Origin of the sequence: Hymenobacter sp. 5516J-16 (assembly GCF_022919335.1) — a bacterium.
Lineage (GTDB): Bacteria > Bacteroidota > Bacteroidia > Cytophagales > Hymenobacteraceae > Hymenobacter > Hymenobacter sublimis.
In genome coordinates, this window is the sequence record NZ_CP095058.1 from 12547 (window position 1) to 34709 (window position 22163).

17 protein-coding genes and 1 pseudogene are annotated in these 22163 nt (G+C 61.0%); 4 read left to right on the forward strand and 14 right to left on the reverse strand.

From position 1 onward, the window contains the following. Window positions 1-103 precede the first annotated feature (103 nt). Window positions 104-1000 (reverse strand): aldo/keto reductase, encoded by an 897-nt coding sequence (locus MUN84_RS00080; RefSeq protein ID WP_317239239.1) that lies wholly within the window; start codon window positions 998-1000, stop codon window positions 104-106. A gap of 389 nt (window positions 1001-1389) precedes the next feature. Between MUN84_RS00080 and bshB1 the strand changes: the two are divergent. The 4 genes and pseudogenes from bshB1 to MUN84_RS00100 all read left to right on the forward strand — a co-directional run bounded on the left by bshB1 (window position 1390) and on the right by MUN84_RS00100 (window position 8074). After that, window positions 1390-2108: pseudogene (gene bshB1 / locus MUN84_RS00085) on the forward strand (bacillithiol biosynthesis deacetylase BshB1). Window positions 2109-2830: 722 nt separating this feature from the next. Then, complete coding sequence (locus tag MUN84_RS00090; RefSeq protein WP_244696107.1) at window positions 2831-3790, forward strand: hypothetical protein; 960 nt, start codon at window positions 2831-2833, stop codon at window positions 3788-3790. Between the two features lie 118 nt (window positions 3791-3908). Then, complete coding sequence (locus tag MUN84_RS00095; RefSeq protein ID WP_244696108.1) at window positions 3909-4322, forward strand: hypothetical protein; 414 nt, start codon at window positions 3909-3911, stop codon at window positions 4320-4322. A 560-nt stretch (window positions 4323-4882) separates the two neighbouring features. Beyond that, a complete protein-coding gene (locus MUN84_RS00100) occupies window positions 4883-8074 on the forward strand; it encodes a PA14 domain-containing protein (RefSeq protein ID WP_244696109.1) in 3192 nt (1063 codons plus the stop codon). Between the two features lie 583 nt (window positions 8075-8657). On the opposite strand, the gene MUN84_RS00105 is transcribed toward MUN84_RS00100, so the two are convergent. The 13 genes from MUN84_RS00105 to MUN84_RS00165 all read right to left on the reverse strand — a co-directional run bounded on the left by MUN84_RS00105 (window position 8658) and on the right by MUN84_RS00165 (window position 21862). Continuing rightward, window positions 8658-9671, reverse strand: a complete 1014-nt coding sequence (locus MUN84_RS00105) for an oligosaccharide flippase family protein (protein WP_244696110.1) — start codon at window positions 9669-9671, stop codon at window positions 8658-8660. Further along, window positions 9641-10006, reverse strand: a complete 366-nt coding sequence (locus tag MUN84_RS00110) for a hypothetical protein (protein WP_244696111.1) — start codon at window positions 10004-10006, stop codon at window positions 9641-9643. The genes MUN84_RS00105 and MUN84_RS00110 overlap by 31 nt, the downstream gene beginning before the upstream one ends. Before the next feature lie 70 nt (window positions 10007-10076). Beyond that, complete coding sequence (locus MUN84_RS00115; protein WP_244696112.1) at window positions 10077-11312, reverse strand: glycosyltransferase; 1236 nt, start codon at window positions 11310-11312, stop codon at window positions 10077-10079. A gap of 24 nt (window positions 11313-11336) precedes the next feature. Further along, the gene (locus MUN84_RS00120) at window positions 11337-12218 is read right to left on the reverse strand and encodes a beta-1,6-N-acetylglucosaminyltransferase (RefSeq protein ID WP_244696113.1); all 882 of its coding nucleotides are present in this window, start codon (window positions 12216-12218) and stop codon (window positions 11337-11339) included. Window positions 12219-12280: 62 nt separating this feature from the next. Continuing rightward, the gene (locus MUN84_RS00125; protein WP_244696114.1) at window positions 12281-13651 is read right to left on the reverse strand and encodes a glycosyltransferase family 2 protein; all 1371 of its coding nucleotides are present in this window, start codon (window positions 13649-13651) and stop codon (window positions 12281-12283) included. 165 nt (window positions 13652-13816) lie between these two features. Further along, complete coding sequence (locus MUN84_RS00130; RefSeq protein ID WP_244696115.1) at window positions 13817-15049, reverse strand: glycosyltransferase family 2 protein; 1233 nt, start codon at window positions 15047-15049, stop codon at window positions 13817-13819. 10 nt (window positions 15050-15059) lie between these two features. Next, window positions 15060-15962 (reverse strand): glycosyltransferase family 2 protein, encoded by a 903-nt coding sequence (locus tag MUN84_RS00135; RefSeq protein WP_244696116.1) that lies wholly within the window; start codon window positions 15960-15962, stop codon window positions 15060-15062. A 7-nt stretch (window positions 15963-15969) separates the two neighbouring features. Continuing rightward, entirely contained in the window at window positions 15970-16329 is a 360-nt protein-coding gene (locus tag MUN84_RS00140; RefSeq protein ID WP_244696117.1) for a hypothetical protein, read from the reverse strand. Further along, the gene (locus MUN84_RS00145; RefSeq protein WP_244696118.1) at window positions 16248-17405 is read right to left on the reverse strand and encodes an O-antigen ligase domain-containing protein; all 1158 of its coding nucleotides are present in this window, start codon (window positions 17403-17405) and stop codon (window positions 16248-16250) included. The genes MUN84_RS00140 and MUN84_RS00145 overlap by 82 nt, the downstream gene beginning before the upstream one ends. Window positions 17406-17488: 83 nt before the next feature. Beyond that, window positions 17489-19741: a hypothetical protein gene (locus MUN84_RS00150; protein ID WP_244696119.1), complete on the reverse strand. Its 2253-nt coding sequence runs from the start codon at window positions 19739-19741 to the stop codon at window positions 17489-17491. Further along, window positions 19738-20496 carry a TolC family protein gene (locus tag MUN84_RS00155; RefSeq protein WP_244696120.1) on the reverse strand — a complete coding sequence of 253 codons (759 nt, stop codon included), beginning with the start codon at window positions 20494-20496 and terminating at the stop codon, window positions 19738-19740. The genes MUN84_RS00150 and MUN84_RS00155 overlap by 4 nt, the downstream gene beginning before the upstream one ends. Beyond that, window positions 20496-21386, reverse strand: coding sequence for a sugar transferase (locus MUN84_RS00160; RefSeq protein ID WP_244696121.1), 891 nt, complete (start codon window positions 21384-21386; stop codon window positions 20496-20498). Before MUN84_RS00160 ends, MUN84_RS00155 begins: the two co-directional genes overlap by 1 nt. A gap of 89 nt (window positions 21387-21475) precedes the next feature. Continuing rightward, window positions 21476-21862, reverse strand: coding sequence for a response regulator transcription factor (locus tag MUN84_RS00165; RefSeq protein ID WP_244696122.1), 387 nt, complete (start codon window positions 21860-21862; stop codon window positions 21476-21478). Window positions 21863-22163 lie beyond the last annotated feature (301 nt).

A 22163-nucleotide genomic window follows, 5' to 3' on the forward strand; every position in this document is an offset into this window, starting at 1 on the left:
GCTAAGGTGTAATCCTTAGCGGGGCTTTTTGCGCTAGTAGCGCGAAGCTGCTGCCTCATGCATCGGTAACATGGCACTAGGTGCATGGCTGAACTAACCGCCGCTATACCAGTTTAGGGTGCAGCATCGGGAAATTGCGCTGGTGCCAGTAGGGGTAGATGGGCGGCGTGTCGCTGACGGCATCCAACTTGGCCACTTGCTCGGGGGTGAGGTTCCAGCCCACGGCGGCTAGGTTCTGGCGGAGCTGCTCCTCGTTGCGGGCCCCAATGACCAGGTTGACCACGGTGGGGCGCTGGAGCAGCCAGTTTAGGGCTACCTGAGCTACTGATTTGCCGGTTTCGGCGGCTACCTCATCGAGGGCATCAATAATGGCGAATAGCAACTCGTCGGGCACTTTGGGGCCCTGGCCGCCGCCCTGGGCTAGCCGGCTGCTTTCCGGAAGGGGCTGGCCCCGGCGAATTTTACCGCTTAGCAAGCCCGCCGATAAGGGGCTCCAGACGATGGTGCCTACCCCTTGGTCGAGGCCGAGGGGTAGGAGCTCCCACTCAAACTCCCGGTTTGCCAGCGAGTAGTACGCTTGGTGGCCCACGTAGCGCGCCCAGCCGTAACGCTCCGACACCGACAGGCTCTTCATCAGGTGCCAACCCGAAAAGTTGGAACAGGCAATGTAGCGCACCTTGCCGCTCTGCACCAGGTCGTCGAGGGTGCGCAGGGTTTCCTCCACGGGCGTGTGCGCGTCGAAGCCGTGCATGTGGTAGATGTCGATGTGGTCGGTGCCGAGGCGGCGCAAGCTGTCTTCGCAGGCTCGCACCAGGTTCTGACGGGAGGAGCCGTAGCCGTTTGGGTCCTCGCCCATGGGGAAGGTAGCCTTGGTTGAAAGCAGTACTTCCCCGCGCCGGCCTGCCAGGGCCTTGCCCAAAATCTCCTCCGACATCCCTTGGGAGTACACGTTGGCCGTGTCGAAGAGCGTAACGCCCGCTTCCAGGCAGATGTCAAGCAGGCGCCGGGCCTCGTCAACCTGAGTGCTGCCCCAGGCTTTAAAAAACTCGTTGCCGCCCCGAAGGTGGCCGTGCCGAAGCTCAGGACCGGAATGCGCAGGCCAGAGCGGCCAAGTTGTCTATATTCCATAAATGAAAGGAGAAAATGCGTAGATGCCCCGTCCAGGGCACTACAGGTTGCTGCCGTATGGGTGGGAGCTGGCTCTCGTTGTGGATTGCTTGGTGTAACTCATTGCCACAGGCCAGGGTTTTCGCTAGGTGGTAGCCGCAAGGCGCTATCAGTAGTGCAAGCGCGCTAACCTGCTACTTTTGCCCGAGCTAAACCCGTGGCCCGAGCTTGCGTTTCGTGCTTGGTAGCGACTTTCCTTCCTCTCGTCTTCCCTTTTTTTGCATGAAACTTGATATTCTGGCCTTCGGAGCTCACCCCGATGATGTTGAAATGTGCTGTGCCGGTACGCTGCTGGCCGCCGCTGCCGCTGGCAAGAAAATCGGCATCGTGGACCTGACCCGGGGGAGCTGGGCACCCGGGGCACTGCCGCTACCCGCGCCCAGGAAGCCGAAGCCGCCAGCCGCATCCTGGGCCTGAGCGCCCGCGAAAACCTGGGCCTGCCTGATGGCTTCTTCCGCAACGACCGGGAACACCAGCTGCCGCTAATAGCCGCCCTGCGCCGCTACCAGCCCGACGTGGTCCTCTGCAACGCCATTCATGACCGGCACCCCGACCACGGCCGCGGCTCCCAGCTGGAGTCGGAGGCGTGCTTTCTCTCGGGCCTGCGCATGATTGAAACCCTCGGCGACGACGGCCAGCCCCAGCAGCCCTGGCGCCCCCGCGTGGTGTATCACTACATCCAGGACCGCCAGATTCCGGCCGATTTTGTGGTAGATATTACCGCGCACTGGCCCAAAAAGTGGGAAGCCATCCAGGCCTACGGCACCCAGTTCTACAACCCCAACAGCACGGAGCCCACTACTTATCTGTCCACACCCGTGTTCAGCCAATTCCTGGAAGCTCGTGCCCGCGAGTTCGGCCACCTAATAGGAGCCGAATTTGGCGAAGGATTTACGCGGGAGAGGCCGATTGGCGTGCGAGAAATAACGGAGCTGATTTAAGTAAGCGGAAGGGAAATAGCCGGAAAGCATTCCGCGCACCGCTAGCGGAACATATCGGCTCATTGACTCACCCGTCATGCGGAGCCCCGCGCAGGGCCTACTCCCCGCAGCCCGACTTGATACCATCAACTCGTTTGCGCGTGAGTAGGCCCTGCGCGGGGCTCCGCATAACGGGCTTTTTTTGAGTGTACGTTAAGATCTAAGCCCGCAATCTTTCCAACTGACTCCGATAAGTTTAGAACGGCTTGTCCTTCTGGGCATACACCGCATTAGGTAGAGACGAGTACGGATATTCCGCTCCTGGCAAGCAGCAGGTTTGCACGGTTTAGTATTATTTAATCTTGAATATAAAATACTAATTCCTATCTTGAGCGACCAGAACAGCGTCGGCTGTTTTGGAGCATATTGCTGTTGCCGCCTCCTGGACTGACCCCCACCCGTCCGGCCCTCCACGTTCATGTTTTACAAATTCGGCTAGCTTTTCCGCTGTTGCGGCGGGCTAGCGGACCAGCTCCGTATTGGGCAAGCAGTCTGCTACCGCCCACCTTTCAAGTACCGGTCACCCTTGAAAGCCCTGCTATGAACAGTTTTACTACCTGGCGCCGAAAGGTTGGGAAACGGTTGCCCGAACCGATGCTGCTGGGCGCGGCGTGGCTTTGTGCTACCTGCACTAGCCCCAGCCGCCGCCCGTCACGCGTACCCCGCATACCGCCGAAAGCTACGTGCGGCCCTACACCGCCGACTTTGGCTACGGCTGCAACATGGGCTACTACGGCAGCGGCTGGGACGACGAGCACCTGGCCTCGGCCATCAGCAAGGCCGGCGGGCAAACCATCCGAGTAACCCTGCCCGATCAGTTTTTGGACAAGTGGGGCTGGCAGGCTCGGCAGGCCGCCTTCGACCACCACACCACCAACCTGGGCCTGCGGGAGTTGGTGTGCTTTGTGGGTGAACCTTCGGCCGAGCACCGCGACCAGACCGTGTACCCCGGATGCCGGGAGTCCTCCAAGCTGTTTGCCAACCTCTACGAGCCCATCTGGCTGGCCGACAGCACTGTCAATCCGCGCAATTACTACGCCGCCTATGTCTACCGGCTTACCCAAACCTACGGCAAGCATATTCGCTTCTGGGAGGTAGTCAATGAGCCCGATTTTATTACCGATGTCAGCAATAAGGAGTGGCTGGAGCGGGCCCCCAGGCCGGCCGAAACCACCAACACGCTGGCGCCTATCTACCACTACATCCGCACCTTGCGCATCACCTGGGAGATAGTGAAAAAGTACTGCCCCGAGGACTACGTGACGCCCGGCGGCCTGGGCTACGCCGAGTACCTCGATGCCCTGCTGCGCTACACCGATAACCCCGTAGCGGCGCCGTTACGGCCCAATTTCCGGCCCGAGGCGGGGCGTATTTCGACGTGGTGGACTACCATGTGTACCCCTCGTACTACCTGCGCCGGCGCAATCTGCTGCACACCGGCTTCAACTACCTGCGCAACTCCGACAACGCCGCCGCTCAGTTGCTGCGCCACAAGGCCCAGTTCGAGGCCGTGCTGCACCAGCACGGCTTCAACGGCGAAACCTACCCCGAAAAGCACTTCATCGTCACGGAAACCAACATTAGCCGCCGCACCGCCGAGTGGCGCTACGGCTCCGATGAGATGCAGCGCAACTTCGGCATGAAGGCCCTGATCATTGCCCAGAAAAACGGCATTCGGCAGGTGCACTTCTATAGTGTAGCCGAAGCCGCCGACGCCCCAAACAGCCCGCGGGCATTGCCGTCGACGACGAGTTCAAGCTTATGGGTATGTATGAGAATATGAACCGCGACCTGCCCGGCCGGGAAAAACTGACCCAACTTGGTCTGGGCTTCAAAACCACCGCCGAGCTGCTAGCAGGCTGGCGCTACGATGCCGCCCGCACCGCCGCCCTCCAGCTGCCCGAGCAGGCAGACGGGGCCGCGTTCCGGCGCAACGGCCAGTACCAGTATGTGCTGTGGGCCAAAACGGAGTTCGATCAGCGAGAAGAAGCTACCGTCCGCTACTCTTTTCCGGCCGGTTGGCTCGTAGGAGCCGTGGAGCGGCGTGCCTGGGACTTCGGGAGTTCCGGCGTGAGTATGCGCCTGCCGGGCCGGGAGCTACTGCTGGACGCAACCCCGGCCTTTTTCACCACGCTGGAACCCATTGGGCTGCAAGTAGCCGCGGGGCCTAACTAAACCAGAATCTGGGATGATAGGGAAGGATTTTTGTATTATTCAAGCATCACTTTTTGAAATATCGATAAAATGCCCGTTTGTCAGCAATTTAGCGTGCCCAGACTGCTCGCGAATTGTATTTTTGACGAAGTTTAAGCAGCTAACGGAACGGGTTGGCTGGCAGGGAAACGCATAACGACAGAAGCAGGAGGCCACTGGGCGGCGTGAGTGCCGGCCCGAACAAAGACAGTATCAACGCCCAAACTCCGGCCGGTTCAACTGGGGCGCAGGGGTAGGTGGTAGGAGTACGGACACGGTTTGCCGGTCTTTACGGTGGCAAACCAAGGAGCTTCCCGGTGGGAGGAGAGGGCGTCTCGGAGTGGGGTGAGAAGTAGCCTATCGGCTGCAAATCAGTTGGCTAAGAGACGCTGAGGGAGGATGAGAAAATACGATTCCGCAACTGCGGGAACCACACTAGCGCACTACACTACCCAGTCTGCTGCCTGGCAGATTGGCTTACCAAAATGAGAGTAGCCCGCGCGGTAGCGGCTTACCCCACACCTTCACCAAACACTTTCGAGATGGGGAAATTTTCCAGATGGATGGCGCTGCTGGCCTATGCTGTGTGCTTTTTGCTGGCCCTCACGGCCCGGGCCCAAAGCGAAACGCGGGTCAGCATCACTACCATTACACCCAGCGTAAACACCGGCCAAGACTACTCGCCCTGGCTGAATGACAACCTAAACGACCTGGTCCGCAACCACTGGGACCCTACCAACTTTCAGTACATCGACGTGACGCTCCGGCTGGCCCAGCGCACGAACGTGAGTCGGCTGCGGCTCTATGATTTCGAGGGTTCCTTTGCCGATAAGCCCGCTTCCATTTACGCCCTCAATGGTACCCAGCGCACCTTGCTGGGTACCTTCACCGGGGCCCTTTACCAGCAGTGGGTAGAGCTGGCAGTAGCCACGCCGGTAGCCGCCGATGCCATTATCGTGCGGAAGTACTGCAACAACCTGCCGCACAAGATTCAGGTGTTCGGGTACGCCAGCGGCACCGCTAGCCCCGCCCCGGCGCCTAGCCCAACTCCTGCGCCAGCCCCGACCCCGAGCCCCGCATTACCACAAGCCGTTATCAGCTTCGGGGCGCTGCCGGGCAAAACCGTGGGCGACGCGCCATTTGCGCTTAGCGCCACCAGCACCAACTCGGCTACGCCCATGACCTTTACCTCGTCGAATCCGGCGGTGGCTTCGGTTTCTAATGCCGGCGGGCAATGGCAGGCTACCGTGGTGGGCGCGGGTACTACCACCATTACCGCCTCACAGGCGGGTAGTGCTGCCTACCTGGCAGCCGCTAACGTAAACCAAAACCTAACCGTGCAGGCCGCGCCGGCCCCGGCGCCTACTACGCCGAGCACGCCCAGCACCGCGGCCCGGGCAATCAAACTCAAGCAATCCTTCGGGGTGAATGCCTTTGAATGGGACCTGGAAGACCCCAACCGGCCCTGGGAGGTGGAAGCCACGCGCCTGGCCGGCGTGAAGAACTTCTCCGGCATCCGCCACTACCTCGACTGGGAGCGGCTGGAATCCTCGGAGGGCAGCTACACGTTCAATCCTACTCACAGCGGGGGCTGGAATTACGATGCCATGTACCAGCGCCTCAAGGCCGAAGGCGTGGAAGTGCTGGCCTGCATTAAAACCCTACCGGGCTGGTTGCTGAACACCTGGCCCGCCGACCAGCGCGACAACGAAAACGTGCCCGTGCGCGGGGGCGCCGACTTCAGCAACCCCGCTTCCTACCGCGAGCAGGCCCGCATGGCTTTCCAGTTTGCCGCCCGCTACGGCCGCAACACCGGCCTGAGCCGCAGCCTCGTGACGGTGAATACTACCCCGCGCTGGCCCGGCGACGGTATTAATGAGGTGAAGATTGGCCTGAACCTGATTACCTACGTGGAGTGCGACAACGAGCGGGACAAGTGGTGGAAGGGCGCCAAAGCCTACCAAACGCCCGCCCAGTACGCGGCCAACCTCTCGGCTTTCTACGATGGGCATAAGAACACCATGGGCGCGGGCATTGGGGTGAAAAACGCCGACCCCACCATGCAAGTAGTCATGGCCGGCCTGGCCAAACCCGACCCCGAGTACGTGAAGGGCATGGTGGAGTGGTGCCGCCAGCACCGCGGCTACCGCCCCGACGGCAGCGTGAACCTCTGCTGGGACGTCATCAACTACCACAACTACTCCAACGACGCCGGCACGTCCCAGGGCGGCAACTCTACCCGTGGCGCGGCCCCGGAGGTGTCGGATGCGGCGCCGGTAGCGCGCAGCTTCGTGCAGATGGCCCGGCAGTACTGCGGCAACATGCCCGTCTGGATTACTGAAACTGGCTTCGACACCAACCAGGGCAGCCCGTTCAAGGCCATTGCCATCGGCAGCCGCTCGGTGCAGGAAACCCAGGCCGACTGGCTGCTGCGCACGGCCCTGCTCTACCCGCGCTACGGGGTGGAGCGCGTGTTCTTCTACCAGCTCTACGACGACAACCCGGGCAGCGCCACCCAGTTTGCCACCATGGGCCTGCTCAACGCCGACCGCACCCCGCGCCTGGCTACTCAGTACTTGCGTCAAACCAACCAGCTACTGGGCGAATACACGTTCAAGGAAACCCTGAACACCGACCCCGTAGTGGACCGCTACGAGCTAAACGGGCAGCAAGCCTACGCCTTGGTAGTACCCGACGAGCGCGGCCGCACCGTGCAGTACACCCTCAACCTGGGCAACGCCGCCTACGCCGATGTGTACCGCCCCGGTGCCAGCGCTCTGGCCGTGCAGCGCGTAAACCTAACGAACGGGCAGCTGAGCCTTCTGGTAACGGAAACGCCGCTGTTTGTCCTGCCGGCGGCGGGTAGCACCAGCAGCACCCCGCCAGCTACGTCGGCGCCGGCTGTGTGCTCAGCCACGGGCAGCATTCTGCGCGAGCAGTGGAACAACGTGGGTGGCTCGGCCGTGGCCGACATTCCGGTGCAGACTGCGCCGGCCAGCACCAGCCAGCTCACTCAGTTTGAAAGCAGCCGCAACCTCGGCGACAACTACGGGGCCCGCATCCGCGGCTACCTGTGCCCACCCCAAACCGGCGCCTATACCTTCTGGCTTGCCGGCGACGACAACTGCGAGCTGTGGCTGAGTTCCGATGGTGACCCCGCCCGCAAAGTGCGGATTGCCTCGATAAACGGTTACACCAACTCCCGCGAGTGGAACAAGTACGCCAGCCAGAAATCAGCCCCCATTACCCTGACGGCCGGTCAGCGCTACTACATTGAGGCCCTGCACAAAGAGCAAGGCGGCGACGACCAGGTGTCCGTGGCTTGGCAGCTGCCTGATGGCACCATGGAAGGTCCCATTCCCGGTAGCCGGTTGTCGCCCTACACGGGCAGCAGCGCCCGCCTGACGGCCACGGCCAGCAGTGCTCAGCTAGGCGACGGCGCCGCGGCCCGCGTAACGGCCAGTGCCGCTGAGGACCTAGTCTTCACGGTAGCGCCTAACCCCTTCAGCACCAGCAGCGAAATCACCTTCCGCCCGCTAACAACCGGCCGGGTTACCCTGGCCGTGTACGACCTGCAGGGCCGACTGGTGCGCCAGTTGCTGGCCGGCCCGGTGGAAGCCGGCAGTACGCAGCGCGTTACGCTGCACGCCCAGGGCCTGCCCACCGGCGTGTACCTCGTCCGGCTGACCACTCCCGCCGCCGTGCTCAACCAACGGGTAGTGCTGTCAGAGTAGGTAGTCCTGCCGGAGTAGCAGCATAGCGAAATTTGTCCACTGTCCTTCCGAGCAGCGCGAGAAATCTAGGTCACACTCCAGAGAGGCTAACCTAGATTCCTCGCCCTGCTCGGAAGGACAGTTTTGCGTTTCAGGAGCATGATTTGAGCAGACAACCGAATACCAAACGGACAGTAAGCCAACAGCCCGTCATGCTGAGCTTGTCGAAGCATCTCTACTGCTACCTCCAAACGTGCGAACGAAGCGGTAGAGATGCTTCGACTCCGCTCAGCATGACGTTCTTTTTGGTGTAAGACTGCCTCACTGATTACTGTTTACATCCCTCACAGGACGTCATGCAGAGGCGCAGCCGAAGCATCTCGCGTGCTGACGTTGCCAAACTAACCCAACGATTCGAGCGAGATGCTTCGGCTGCGCCTCTGCATGACGGCCTATTAGCTTACTAACCCGCCACCTTGGTGCGGACAGCAATGGACGGGAACGGTGTAAAGACATGCTCCGGCATTATGGGCTTCACTCGGAGACTATACTGGTTGGCAGCTCCTACACCCTTTCCGTCCGTAAGGAAGCGCGGTACCTTACTTTATAAGGTAGGGTTGCGGTTTGTGATAAGTCTCACCTTTTGAAACAGCACGGTGAGGCGGCTGCGAAACTCGGCCAGGGCCAGCGGAAACGTGTCCTGGTAATGCAGGGGTAGGTATTTATTGAGCACCCAGTAACCGTAGCCCAAACTGGCTACCAGCGTAAAGGCCGAGGCCACCGCCGCCCCGTAAATGCTGCCCGTGAGTTTGATGCACAGAATGTCGGCGGTGGTGTTGATGGTCAGGGCAATCAGCACCTTGATGAGGTTGAGCTGGGGCTTGTTGATGATGTCGAGGGTGACGCCCAGAAACCGCTCAATGGGGAAGAGCAGGGCGCATATAATCATGATGCGGTAGATGTTGGCCGCTTCGGTGTGCACGTATTTCTGCCCGCCAATGGCCAGCACAATCACATCGGCAAACACCAGCACGCCCAGCGTAATCGGGATGAAGAGCAGGGTGAGGGAGCCGGCGTATTTCTTGAGCGTGTGGGCTACCTCATCGTTGCGCTTGCGGTTCACGGCCGCCGACATATCGGGCATGGCCGTAGCCAGGCCGCTGCGCAAAGGAATTTCAATGATTTCGAGCAGGCGCTGAGGCAGGTTGTAGACGGCCAGGGCGGCCGGCCCCAGCATAAACTTGATGATGAAGGTATCGGAGCTGCGCAGCAGGGTAGCGCACAGAAACGTGCCGAAGCTGTACTTACCAAAGTGAAACACCTCCCGCACGCACTCCATCGTTTTGTGCCGAATTGCGCCCAGCCGGGCCCAGCCCATTACCAGCGTTACCACGCTCGTGAGCAGGGAGCTGGCCAGAAACGAGTACACAATGCCCAGCAAGCTGATTTTTCCGAGCCAGTAGAGCAAAAGCGTCAGCAGAATAAAGGAGCCCTGGTTGAGCAGCCGAATCGTCAGGATGGCATCGAAGCGCTGCTCAGCCTGCAGGAGCCACACGGCCACGTTGAATGGCAGCGTAACCACCAGGCTCAGGCCGAAGTAGCTGAGCAGCAGCAGCACGCCGGCATCGGTGGTGTAGGGGCCAGCGGTAGGGTTACCAGGTTGAGCACCACGAAAAAGCCCGTGACCAGCAGGCCAATAAACCACGACGAGCCGGCTACGGTGGTCTGGCGGGCCAGGTCGGCGCCGGCGTAAAACTTAATCAGGGGCGTTTGCAGCAGGCCCGTGCGGAAGGTGTCGAGCAGCAGGAAGGCAAACTGAAAAAACACCCAGTTGCCCATATCTGTCTCGGGCAGAAAGCGGTACAGGATGCTGTAGGTCAGGATGCTGAACACGGCCATCACGCCGTTGCCGGTCAGGGATAGTACGTGTCGGTTTTTAAAGACGGCGAGCATCAGGCAAGGGGCGAAAAGGTGGGAACAGGGCGGCCGCGGGCAGCCCGCAGCCGTAGGGGAGTGCGCGGTGTCAGGCAGAAACCAGGGTGGCAGTAGGCGCGGCCGGCGCGGCAAGAGCACCCGCCGAAGCCGCCCGGATGGCCGCGTAAATCTGCCGGACGCTGTTTTCCCAGGTATGGGTAGCGGCAAACGCGGCGCGGTTCTGCTGAAGCTCCTCAGAGTCTTCGGCCAGCGCCTGCTCAATCAGCCGCACGTAATCAGCGGCCGACTCGGCCAGGTAAGTATAGTCGGCGAAGATGTCCATGGCCTGGGTGCGGGTAGCCACCACGGGCTTGCCCAGGGCCAGGTACTCGTCAATCTTGCGCGGGTAGTTACCGATAGTCATGTCGTTGACCAGCTGGGGGTTAAGGCACACGGCAAACTCCCGGATGTAGGCCAGCAGCTCCTCGGGCGCCTTCGGGCCGAGGAAGTGCACGTTGGGCAGCTGGTGCAGGGCACTGGCCCGGAACGCCTCATCCTCGGGGCCCACCAGCACCAGGCTCCAGGTGGGGCGCTGCTCGGCAAGTTGCTGGAGCAACGCCACGTCAAGCCGCAGGCTCACCAGCGCCCCCACGTAGCCAATCAGCGGCCCCGGAATGCCGGCCAGGTCGGCTGGGGTGGTAGCCTCGGCGGCCGGCGCTGGCGCTACGTCGCAGCCCTGGCCCACGTAGTGGGAGTTGGGGTTATAGCGCCGGCAGTAGGCCGCCAGGTAGCTGGAATTGGCCACGCACACGTCGCTTTTGGCAATAAGCTGGGGCTCCAAGTGGCGGCCGTGCTTGCGCCAGTAGTCCACGGCCAGCATGTAGTCGCGGGAGTAGTACACGCTCACAGCCGGTTGCAGCAGCTCTTTCAGGTAGAAGCTGCGGAAGATGTCGTTGTCGTTGAACAACACGAAATCCTGGAAATCCAGGGCCGTGATGCCCCGCCGGATGGCCCGGGCAAAGCGGCGGTTATTCAGCTTGTTGAACGCGGTGTACACCGGCGAAGGCGGCAGCCAATTAATGGATTCGGCAATGGTATCCGGAGTGAGCACCCAGAGGTTTTCGCCCACCGTTTCCAGGGCCTGCTCCTGCCCCCGCAGTACGCGCAGGCGGCGCTGAATCCGGGCTTCGTGGCGGTGCTTGAGTACCGTGTTGCGGTCCAGGGGCGAGTTGACGTAGAGCACCCGGTTGTGGCGGGCAAACTCCAGGGCAATGTTCTTGCAGTTGCTGCCGATTTCGGTGTCCCAGGGCTGCTGCCCCACCACCACTATATCACGACCTTGCATCGGGCTTTCCATAAGTAAAACGGGCTAGGAAACGGGGTGGAGCGGGGCAGCCAGCAACAGGTCGTCCACCAGGTCTAGCACGGTGGCGTCCACTGCCGGGTCAAACTTGCGGGCGAAAAGCTGGGGGCTGGCGCGCAGGGCCTCAAAATCCAGGGCGGTCAGCACCTTGGGGTTGGCCCCGCCCTGGCTCCAGTCGATGTAGCGGTAGTTGTTGTTGACGATGGTCGGGCGGTAGGGCGAGTTCATGAGAATGGTCGAAATCAAGAACTCATCAGAGCCCCAGGTAAACATCGTGAAGCGGCGCAGACCTGGATTATTGTCCAGAAAATCAACCAGATACTGCGCGCAAGGGCGGCTGATGGTCCACCAGGAGCCGTCTTTGCCGCCGTACAAGGTGTAGGGCAGCGGAAACGTGCGCTTGGGCAGCAGCCAGTTGATGGTGGCTTGCAGGAAGTACTGGCCCTTGAAGTGGAAGTAGGTGGAGTGGTACTTCTCCACCCGCGTAATGGCGTGGGCCCACCACTCCGAGTTTTCCTCGCTCGACTCAAAGGAAAGAAAGGACCGCCCCCGGTTGCGCGCCAGAAAATCGTAGATGGTTTCGGCGGGCTTGATGGGGTAGTCCTGGGCGCTCATCAGGTTGATGAAATCATACTCAATGCCCGTGGCCAGGATTTCGCGGGTGCACTCCACAATGGCCTTGGTAAAGCGGTAGGAAGCCCAGCGCACGTACAAGCGGGTGGTAGTGAGGCGCACGCCCGGCAACTCTTCCAGAAAAGCAAACTCCCGGCGGTCGGCCTTGGCATCCAGGTGAATGTAAAAGTCGAAGCCCTCGTGGGCCAGGGCTTTCACCAGGCGGGCAAGTTGCTCGGGGCCTTTATGCGCCATTATCAGGTGGGCTATTCTCATCGCCGAGGGAAGTTGGGTGAACGGCTACCAAACAGGCGGGTGGGGTAGAAGCAGGGCAGAATTCAGGCTTTCGGAATGCTCAGGTTTCCTTCGAGAGTCTGGTTGCGGGCCGCCTTTTCCCAGGCTGCGGGCTGGGCATTGCGCAGGTAGCGCCGGAAGCCGGCAAACACGGCCAGGTTCATCAGGGTGAAGTAGAGCGGCACCAGCAGCGCCTTGCGGCTGCGGCCCCGGCTTTCGGCGCGCCAGCCCAGGTAGGCCAGTCCGTAGAACAGCACCTGCCCGGCAAAAAAGGCCGCGTAAAACCCACCCTGCACGCCGGCCAGCACCGCGCCCAGCACCAGCAGCAGCACCAGGGCCACGGGCGTAATGCTCCAGCGCAGCACTCGGTGCGAAACGTACAGGAACGTTACTAGCGGCTGCCGCACCGGGTTCAGCAAGGAGCGCAGCCGCACCATGGACTGCCAGCCGCCGGCGCAAATGCGGATTTTGCGCTTCATTTCTTCAGCCAGGGAAGCCGAAGGTGCTTCCGCGGCGTAGGCGGCCGGCTCATATACTACCCGGTAGCCCTTCTCCACAATCCGCAGGGACTGAATGAAGTCGTCCAGAATGGTGTCCTTTTCCAGGGGTTGGAACAGGTTGGAGCGGAAGGAAACCAGCTCGCCGGCCGCGCCCATCAAGGAGTAGATTTCGGAGTCGCAGCGCTTGAGGAAGGACTCGTACTTCCAGTACAGGCCCTCGCCGGCCCCAGAGGCCGAGTCGTGGGCCAGCACCTTTTTCTCTCCCGACACAGCGCCTACCTGCGGGTCCTGGTAGTGCTTCACCATTTCGCCCACGGCTTCGGGGTTCAGGAAGGAGTTGCAGTCAGTGAATACCACGTAGGGCGTGCGCACAAACTCCATAGCCCGGTTTTCGGCCAAGGACTTGCCGCCTCGGAAGGGAGAGTGTAGGTGCTCTACCTGGGGGTAGCGGGCCAATACGTCGGCCGAGTTATCGGTGGAGCCATCCGTGATAAACAGGAGCCGTAGCTTCTCGCGGGGGTAGTCCAGGGCCAGGCAATTGGCAACTTTATCGTCCAGAATATCGGCCTCATTATAGGCCGGCACCACCAGCGTCACCTCAGGCACAAAGGGCGCCAGCGGCCGCGCCGGCCGCACTGCACGCGCAAGGCGGGCTAGTGCCCAGGCCACCAGACCGTAGCCCACGTAGGTATAAAATGCCACGGCAAAGGCCGCCCAAAACAAGTAGAGATACACGTTGCTCATCATAAAGGAGTAGCCTGAGTAGCAGAGGAAGTGCAGCGTAGCGCCGCTGGGCGCCAGCAGCTGCCAAAACGAGGTAAAGTGAGGTCTGGCGGCGTCGGCGCTAGGATTGCTGACGAGCCCGCAGACCCCGGATGAAGCCGAACACCAAGCAGGCCGCGGCAGGTAGGGCAATGATTTCGAAAGGCATGGTTTGCTGGTGGATAAGGAAGTGACGTGGACCCCACCCCAACCCCTCCCCGGTGGGGAGGGGCTTCGGTTACTGTGGCAACGTTATCAACTGGAGCCGTTGTGGTACTAGCATAAGCCCCTCCCCACCGGGGAGGGGTTGGGGTGGGGTCAATGCTCCATAGAAGCATCCAGGGTCTGGACCCGGTGGGGCGTGGCGAGGAAGGCGGTTTTGGAGCGGTTGATGCGCAGCAAGGCCAGCACCATGCACAGCAGGGCGTAGGGCAGGCGCACGATGGCCGTGAGCAGCTGCTTGTTGTAGAGGCGGGCGGGCAAAGAGGCCAGTAGCGTGAGGCCCAGCACAGTCAGCAGGCCCGCCCAGAACAGGGGCGAGGGGCCCACCGGCAGCACGAAGCTCAGCCCCGCGGACACCACCAGCAGCACGCCCAGCACCCCAATCAGCAGCATGCGCGGCACCAGGAAGGCTTGCACTACCTTGTTGAAGAACTCGAAGTTGTCGTGCTCCATGAGCTGTTCCAGGCCCTCGGCGGCGTATTTCTTTAGAAACTCGAACTGCGAGGCCAGCCAGCGGCTGCGCTGCTGGGTAAACACCTGGGCGTTTTCGACCTTCTCATCGTACACGTACACGTGGTCGAGGTAGCAGATTTTCTCCTGGTCGCGGGCAATGCGGAAATCCAGTTCCTTGTCCTCGCCTACCGTTTCGCCAATGCCCATGAGCAGCTGGCGTAGGTAGCCAAACTCGAAGGCCATGCCCGAGCCAATAAGAGCTGCCGAGAGGCCCACCGCAAAGTGCCCCTTGCGGTAAATGTGGTTGTTGATTTCCTCGTTGCAGGCGTCGAGCAGGGCAAAGGCCGAGTCGGTGTTTTTGGCCGTGCGGTGGGTTTGCACTACCTGGTAGCCGGCCTCGAAAGCCTGGTTTACTGCCTCCAGGCAGCCCCGACTCATAATATTATCCACGTCGAGGACCATGGCCACCTCAAACTGATGCTGGGGCAGGGCCTCCAGGGCGTAGAGCAGGGCTTTGCCTTTGGTGCTGCGCTCAAAGTGCACTTCCAGCACTTGGGCGCCCATTTCCCGCAGGGCGGCTACCGTTTCGGACTGTAAGCCGTCGGCTATAACGCACACGGCGTGCCCACCGCTGTAGGCGTGGCGCAGGGCGGCCCGGGTGGTTTCCAGTATCACCGTGTTCTCGCGGTAGGCCGGAATGAGCACGCACATGGTGCGGGCCGGGCGGCGACGCTGGGTGCCATCCGTAGGGGCCGTGACGCGGGGCTGATTCAGGTGGCCGGCCACGGCAAAAAACAGCAGGTAACCGCAGTTGAGCGCTAGGTAGATGCCCAGCACCCACAGCAGCCCATCCAGAAGAAGCGTAAAAAGGGTCATAGTGCGGCGGTTAGGAGGTAGCGGAAGAAGTGCCCAGGTGCTGCAGGTTCCACCACAAGCCGCGCCCCAAGGCGCGCAGGTGGCTCCACTCGGAGCGGCGCGAAAACGTCACGGCTTTCTTGGGCAGAGCCGCCAGCAGGAACACGCAGGTGCTCGTCCAGAACGACCAGCCAGTGAAGTTGCGGCGAATGAACAGCAGGCGGTTGCGGTTCATGTAGTAGGTTTTCAGCACCGACGACTTGCCCACCGACAGGGACTCCTTGTGGTAAATCGTGGATTCGGCTACGTAGTGGCAGCTGTAGCCCCAGCGCTTAATGATTTCGCAGTAGTCCAGCTCCTCGTAGTAGAGAAAGTACACCTCCGGCATCAGGCCCACCTCGTCAATCACGCGGCGCGGCACCATCATGGCGGCCCCGTCGGCAAGCTTGGTGGGGCCGGAGGTGTTGTGCTGGCCGGCGTCGGGCTCCCCGTGGCCGATGGTCACGCTGCGGCCCGTCCAGGTGTTGATACCCCGGGAGCCGGCGTACTGAATAACATCGTTGGTGCCGTAGAAGATGATTTTGGGCGAGGCAATGCCGGCGTCGGGGTTGTTTTCGAACAGCTCAACCAAGGGCTCCAGAAAGCCCGGGGCCACCTCCGTGTCGTTGTTCAGAAACAGGATGTACTTGCCCGTAGCCTGCCGGATGCCCAGGTTGTTGCCGCCGGCAAAGCCCAGGTTCTTATCGGACCGAATGAGCTGCACTTCCGGAAACTGCTCGGTAATAATGCCGGGGTCATCGGTAGGCGAAGCGTTGTCAACGACAATGATTTCCACGGCCGGGTACGTGAGCTGGCGCAGGGAAGCTACCATCTCGCAGGTTACCTGAGCCTGGTTGTAGTTGATGGAAATAATGGATACCAGAGGCGTTGCCATAGACCAGTTAGTGCTGTACAAGTTCAGGGTCCGAATCCAGCCGGGGCCCCAGGAAAATGAAGGCCCAGGAGATGTACACGATGATGGCCGAGGGCATGAAGTTGATGACCTCGTTGCCGTAGCTGCAGAACAGGATGCCGGCCGCGCCGGCCGTCAGGGCATTCAGCTTCACCCGCAGCTTGGGGTCCCGGATGTTCCAGACGATGCCACAGCCCTTGCCCACGATGTAGAGCATGATGCCAAACCAGATGATAAAGCCCACAATGCCGTACATCACCCACACCTTCACCCAGTAGCTGTCGGGCGGAATGGTGGCCAGGTAGCTGCCCGGGTTGTACTTGATGCCCCAGGCCCCAATGGTGCCCACACCGCCCCGAAAGGGTGGGAATCGAGGTAGTTGCGCAGCACCAGCTGGTTGTTGAGGCGCACGTTCAGGGAGGCGTCCTGGGGGTCCAGGGCCGTGCGCATGCGGTAGATGTTGTAGTTCGTGTCGCCGATGTGGGTGTACTTGAGCACGTACAGCGCCGATAGGGCTAGCACCGAGCCCACCACCAGGGCCTTGATGTTCTTGCTGATCAACAGGGCTACCCCAATCCCGACCAGCAAGGCAAACAAGGCCCCGCGGGTACCGGAAATGAACATGCCCGTAATCAGCAGCCCGGCCGCCACGAGCAGCAGCGTTTTCTGCCACTTCTTAAACGGACCGAACCCCAGAATCAGGGCCACCAGGGCAATGTGGGCTTGGGAGGCCCCGAACTGGCCGGCGTCGCTGTAGAAGGAAAACACCCGCAGCTTGCCCCAGAGCAGGTGGGTTTTGGCATTGCCCTCATCCAGAAACTGCTGCTCACCGGGTGAAAGGCCGATATACAGCTGCTTCAGCCCATTGAGCGTGCCCAGCACCGACAGCCCAATCAGCAGCACCAGAAACAGGTTCAGGTCTTTTTTCTGGTTGAACAGCAGCAGGCTCAGGGGCACCGTAAGCAGCCAGTAGAACGAAGCGCTCCGAAACTCCTGCACCCAGCCCATCACACTAGCACCCGAGGGGTTGCCCAGCTCCAGAATGTTTACCACAAACCAGAACAGGGTCAGCAGCACCAAATCGTTTTTGATGTAGCTCCAGTCGAAGCGGCGGTGCTGCACCAGCACGGCCACGGCCGTGGTAATCAGCAGCCCGTCAATGGCCATGCCGTAGGGCGCGCCGCCTACCTCCCGATCAATAATAAAGAACAGGAAGCAGTAGCAAAGCAAGGCAATGATGCCCACCCGCGGCGTCGTAAACAGGATGATGACAAATGGCACCACCACCGCCAGCACAATCAGCAGGGCCGGCACCAGCACCCCCGCCCGCGCCGTACCCCAGCCCACCGCCACGGCCGCCAGCACCCCCAGCAGAAGCTGAAGCCCCCGGCTTTTGAAGCTGGCTGATGATGCGTAGTGACTCATGAGGTCGTGGTAAACAAGAGGTAGCGGGGTAGGAAGTGGGAGGCGTTATGCCCGCTTTGCCAACTTCCGTTCGTAGCGCTGGGCTAGGGGTTGAGTAGGCCTTGCAGCGGGCGTGGGGGTAGGCCGGCCCGCTTGCCGCCGGCCGCTTTCACTCGGGCGCCAATGAAGTCCGTCACGTATTCCGGCAGCACGCCGTTGAGTACTACCTCAATCGGGGCCTTCGAAACATTTTTGATGTTCTCGAAGATCTTTTTGTCGGCCTGCTCCCAGCTGCGGGTGGCTTTCACGGCCACCAGAATCAGGTCGAGGCTTTGCAGCAGGGAGGCGGGGTAGGTAGCTTCTAGCAAGGCCGGAAACTCCACGATGATGACGGCATTGTTGTAGGTGCGCGTGCCCGCTAGGTCGGCTACTGTCACGCCCTGCGACAACCCCTGCAGGGGCGAGTAGTAGGAGGTGTGACCCTCCAGCCAGGCGTGGTCGGCGTGGTCATTCGGAAACAAGCCCAGGGTTTTGATTTTCATGCCGTTCAGGCTGGCCGTGAGGGAGGTAACTAGGGTGGTTTTGCCCTCGCCGCTCTGACTGCTGAGCACCCCAATCATGAAGGGCTTCGTGGAGTCGTCCTTCTGGTGCATTTTCAGCAGCAGCTGCCGGGCCAGTTGGTCTTCGGCCCGCTGGGCGTCCAGGAGCTGCTTTTGGTTGAGGTTAGTAGTGTTCGGGATGATGCCCATGACCGGAAAGCTGGTCACTTTGGTCGCCAAGGCGGGTTTCTGCAGGGAGTTATTGAGCAGGTCCGCCGCTACCACGCCCGCCCCCGTAAACAGGAAGGAACCGATCAGGCCACCCAGCAGCAGCACCAGCAGCCGGGTGCCGCCCGCCGTAGCCGGTAGGTTCGGCGGGTCGACTACCTTCAGTTGGGAGGCCAGCTCCACGTTCTGCTGGGAAAGCTTGCTCTGCTTTAGGCCCTCTACCTGCGACATGTACTCCTTCTCGGCTATTTCCACCTCCCGCCGGATTTTGCGGATTTCGGCCCCTAGCGGCACCAGGCTGTTGTACTGGCTGGTGAAGTTCTCCTTCTGCCGGCGCATGGAGCTGAGCTGGCCGCGCAGGTCCTCTACCTGCAGCACATTCTTGGTGTAGTCCTGCAGCAGGTCTTTCACGGCCACGCCCTGGGCCGAGCGGGTGTCGGCGTCGTAGCTGCTTACGGCCTCGTCCAGGCTGTTGCTGATGGTGGTTACCTGCTGGGTAAGGGTAGCCAGGCGGGCCGCCCCATCGGGGCTGTTGGCGCTTTTGTTTAGCAGCTCCACCTCCGCAATCTGTCCGTTTAAATCGGCTAGGCGGTTGCGCAGGCGCAGAATCTCCTGGCTTTTCAGGTTGGACACGCCCCGCTTGCCCAGGGCCGACTCCGTTGATTTCAGAGCCGAGCTGGCGCCAGCGTACTGCATTTCCAGCTCGTTGAATTTATCGGCTGTCAGCTGGCGCTCCTCCGTGGAAGTCACCATCTGCTTGTCGTAGTCGACGATGTTGTGCCGCTGGTGGAACTGCAGCAGCTTTTGCTCGGCGGCCTGCAGGCGGGCGTAAGCTTTCTGGGTGGCCGCGTCGAAGTAGCCAATGACGTTTTCGTTCTGGCCCACAAACAACTCCTTGTGCTTGCGAATGAACACCTGGGTGAGAATGTCCAGGGTTTCGCGGCAAATCTGGGGGTTCTTTGAGCTGTACTCAATCCGGAGCAGGTCGCTGTCCTTGACGCGGCTGGCGGAAATATTCCACATGGCCGCTTCGGAGTAGTAGGGGTGCTTGGAATAGAACAGCTTGTACACGGCGTTGGTGTTGCTGGCCCGGTAGGCGGCCGTTAGGTTGGCCAGGGTTTCCTCCTCGGTGCTGCCGGCCAGGGTAGCGGCCAATGAATCCAGCAGGGGCTGGTCGGCGGCCGCTAGCTTGGTGGGCAGGAGCACGCGCTGCACTGAAGCTAGCAGGCCGCTTGGCGCCGCCGAGGCTTGCTGGGGCCGGGCGGCGGCCGTGGCGCCGGTGGCTTTGCGCTCCAGCAGATGGCGGGCCAGCAGGCGCAGGCACACCTCCTCGCGGGTGTCGCGGGAGGTAATCAAGGACAGCAGGTTGTCAAAGGCTGTGGAAGCGGCATTCCACCCGCCCCCGGCCGCGTTGTTGTCGCCGTCAATCTTGTAGCCCGAGGCAATACCGGTGTAAATAACCGTGTCGGAAGTGTACTTCTTATCCCGGTTGCGGCCAAAATAGAACACGGAGGCCGTGGTAACCAGCGGCACGAGCAGCAGCAGCAGCCAGTGGCGGCGCAGGAGGCGGTAGAGGTCTTTCAGGGTCATCTGCCGGTCATTAAAACATGGAGGGGAGTACCCAGAAAGTCTTCCAGCAGCAGCATGGCCGTCTGGTACTTGTTGCGGGCTTCAGCCTGGGCCAGCAGGGCCTTGCCGTGCAGCTCCGTGGCTGCCATCTGTTCATCCACCTGCATCTCGCCGTTGCGGAACTTGCTATCGGCCAGCTTCTTGCTAATGCTGGCCGACTGCACAGCGTTCTGGTGGTGCTGCAGGTTGGCGTGGGCCAGGGCCAGTTCCTGGTACAGCAGAATCACCTGGCGGCGGATTTCCGTTTCGCCCACGGCCCGCTCCGCCACAGCCTGCTGCAAAATCAGCTCTTGCTTATGCACGGTAGCGCGGCGGTTGGCTAGCTGCTCAAACGGCACGGCCATGTTCAGGCCTACCGTGTACTGGGCCCGGGCACTCAGCGAAAAAGCGTTGAGCTGCTGAATGCGCTCCGTGGAGCCGTTGGTAGCAAAGTAGGGCAGCGTGCCGTAGCTGTAGCTGGAGGTCAGGGCCAGGATGTTCAGGATCTTCTTGCGCGCCAGCCGGATGTCCTCACTGGCTACCTGCTTGGCCAGCTCCAGCTTTTCAATGCCGGCCGAGTGACTGATGGCGGCTTGGTGCAAAATGGGCAGCACGGCCTCGGGCGACTTAAAAAAGCGCTCCTCCCACGTTTCGGTGGGGGGCGCGGGCGGCCCCGTTTGGGCGCGGGCCAGCAGCGGGCCGGCGGCCAGGGCCAGGCAGCAGAGTAGAGTTTTCATCAAACGTTTTCCTTTTGCAGCAGGGCCGGGAAAGTCCGGAGCAGAATCTGAAGGTCTTTGCGAAAGGAGTAATTGGTGGCGTACTCCACGTCCAGGGCTTTGCGCTCCTCGGCCGACATGTCGCCGCCTTTGCCCCGCTTACTCACCTGCCAGAGGCCCGTGATACCGGCCGGAGCCAGGAAACGAGTGGCAAACTGGTCGGTGGTAAGCTTTTCGGCCTCGTAGAGGGGGAGGGGGCGGTTGCCAACCAATGACATATCCCCGCGCAGCACATTGAACAGCTGGGGCAGCTCATCAATGCTGGTGTTGCGAATGAACAGCCCAATGCGCGTAATGCGCGGGTCGTTGGCAATCTTGATGAAGGTGGCCTCTTCCCGCGCCTTTTTGGTTTGGGCGTAGTACTTCTCACAGATCAGGTTGCCGTTTTGGTCAATCAAATGGTTCTGGCAGGGCCCGTCGTGGCCCGCGTGGCAGGCGCACGCACCCGGCGCAGGAGCAATCGCGGGGGCCGCGGCCTGGTACTGGTTCAGGTTTTTCACCGAGGCCAGCAGCTGGTCGGCATCCTGGCGCATAGACCGGAATTTCCAGAAGCGAAACTTGCGGTAGCCCGTGCCCACCCGGTAGGAGTAGTACAGCACCGGCCCCTTGGATTCCAGCTTAATCAGCAGGGCTACCAGCAGAAATAGGGGTAGCAGAGCCAGCAGAATACTGGCGGAAACCAGGATATCGAAGGCCCGCTTGGCCACCGGCATCTGCAGGGCGCGGGTAGCGGCGGAGCGCTTGCGGGCGGTGGTTTTCTTTGGGTTGCGGTGTGTGAGTGGCCGCCAACTGGGCAGCAGGGGCTGAGGAGGAGGGCCGGAAGGGTAAAGGTTAGGCGCAGTAGCATTCATAGCCAAAGAGTGTTGGTAGCAGTCGACCAATACAGAAAGGGAATTTGGGGTAGGGCAGAGCGGCAAGCGGGTAGCAGCAGGCAGTAAACTCAGGCCCGGACGCGGCCCAGCACGTTTTTAATCCTGATTTCCAGCTCCTCGGGGTTGAAGGGCTTCACGATGTAATCGTCGGCACCCTGTTTCAGGCACAGGATTTTCTTGCTGCTTTCATCGGCCACCGACAGCATCAGCAAGGGGGTAGTGGCGTGGGAGGCGTGCGCCCGCAAGCGTTTCAGAAACTCCAGCCCGTCCATTTGGGGCATCTCGTAATCGGCCACAATGGCGTCGGCCTGGTGGCCTTTCTGGAGCCAGTTTAGCGCTTCTTGCCCGTTGGAGGTCACTACTACATCATACTCACCAGAGAAATAGTGTTCCAAAATCAGGCGAATGGAGGGCTCATCGTCCACGATAAGCAGTTGTTTCTTGGGTACTACCATACGGGCGGCTGGTTATGGTGAAAGGAAAAGTTGAAAACCAACTTAAACTTGTGTTACTAATTCAATAAAATTTTGTCTTTTTTGAGGCGGTTCTATGGAGTATGGCACGGTACAGCGCACCAATACGCCTTGGCGCAGCTGTAGCCGCTGACCAAGGTTGGTGGGGAGCAGTAGGGTGGGAGAGGGAGAATTCTAGGCGCTAGCAGGGGAGCAAGGGCACCAGTAGAGCAGAGCGGTTAGGCAAACACTAGTTGTTTGCCAGGAAATGAGGTAGTAGAACATGCCCGCTCACCGTGCCAAC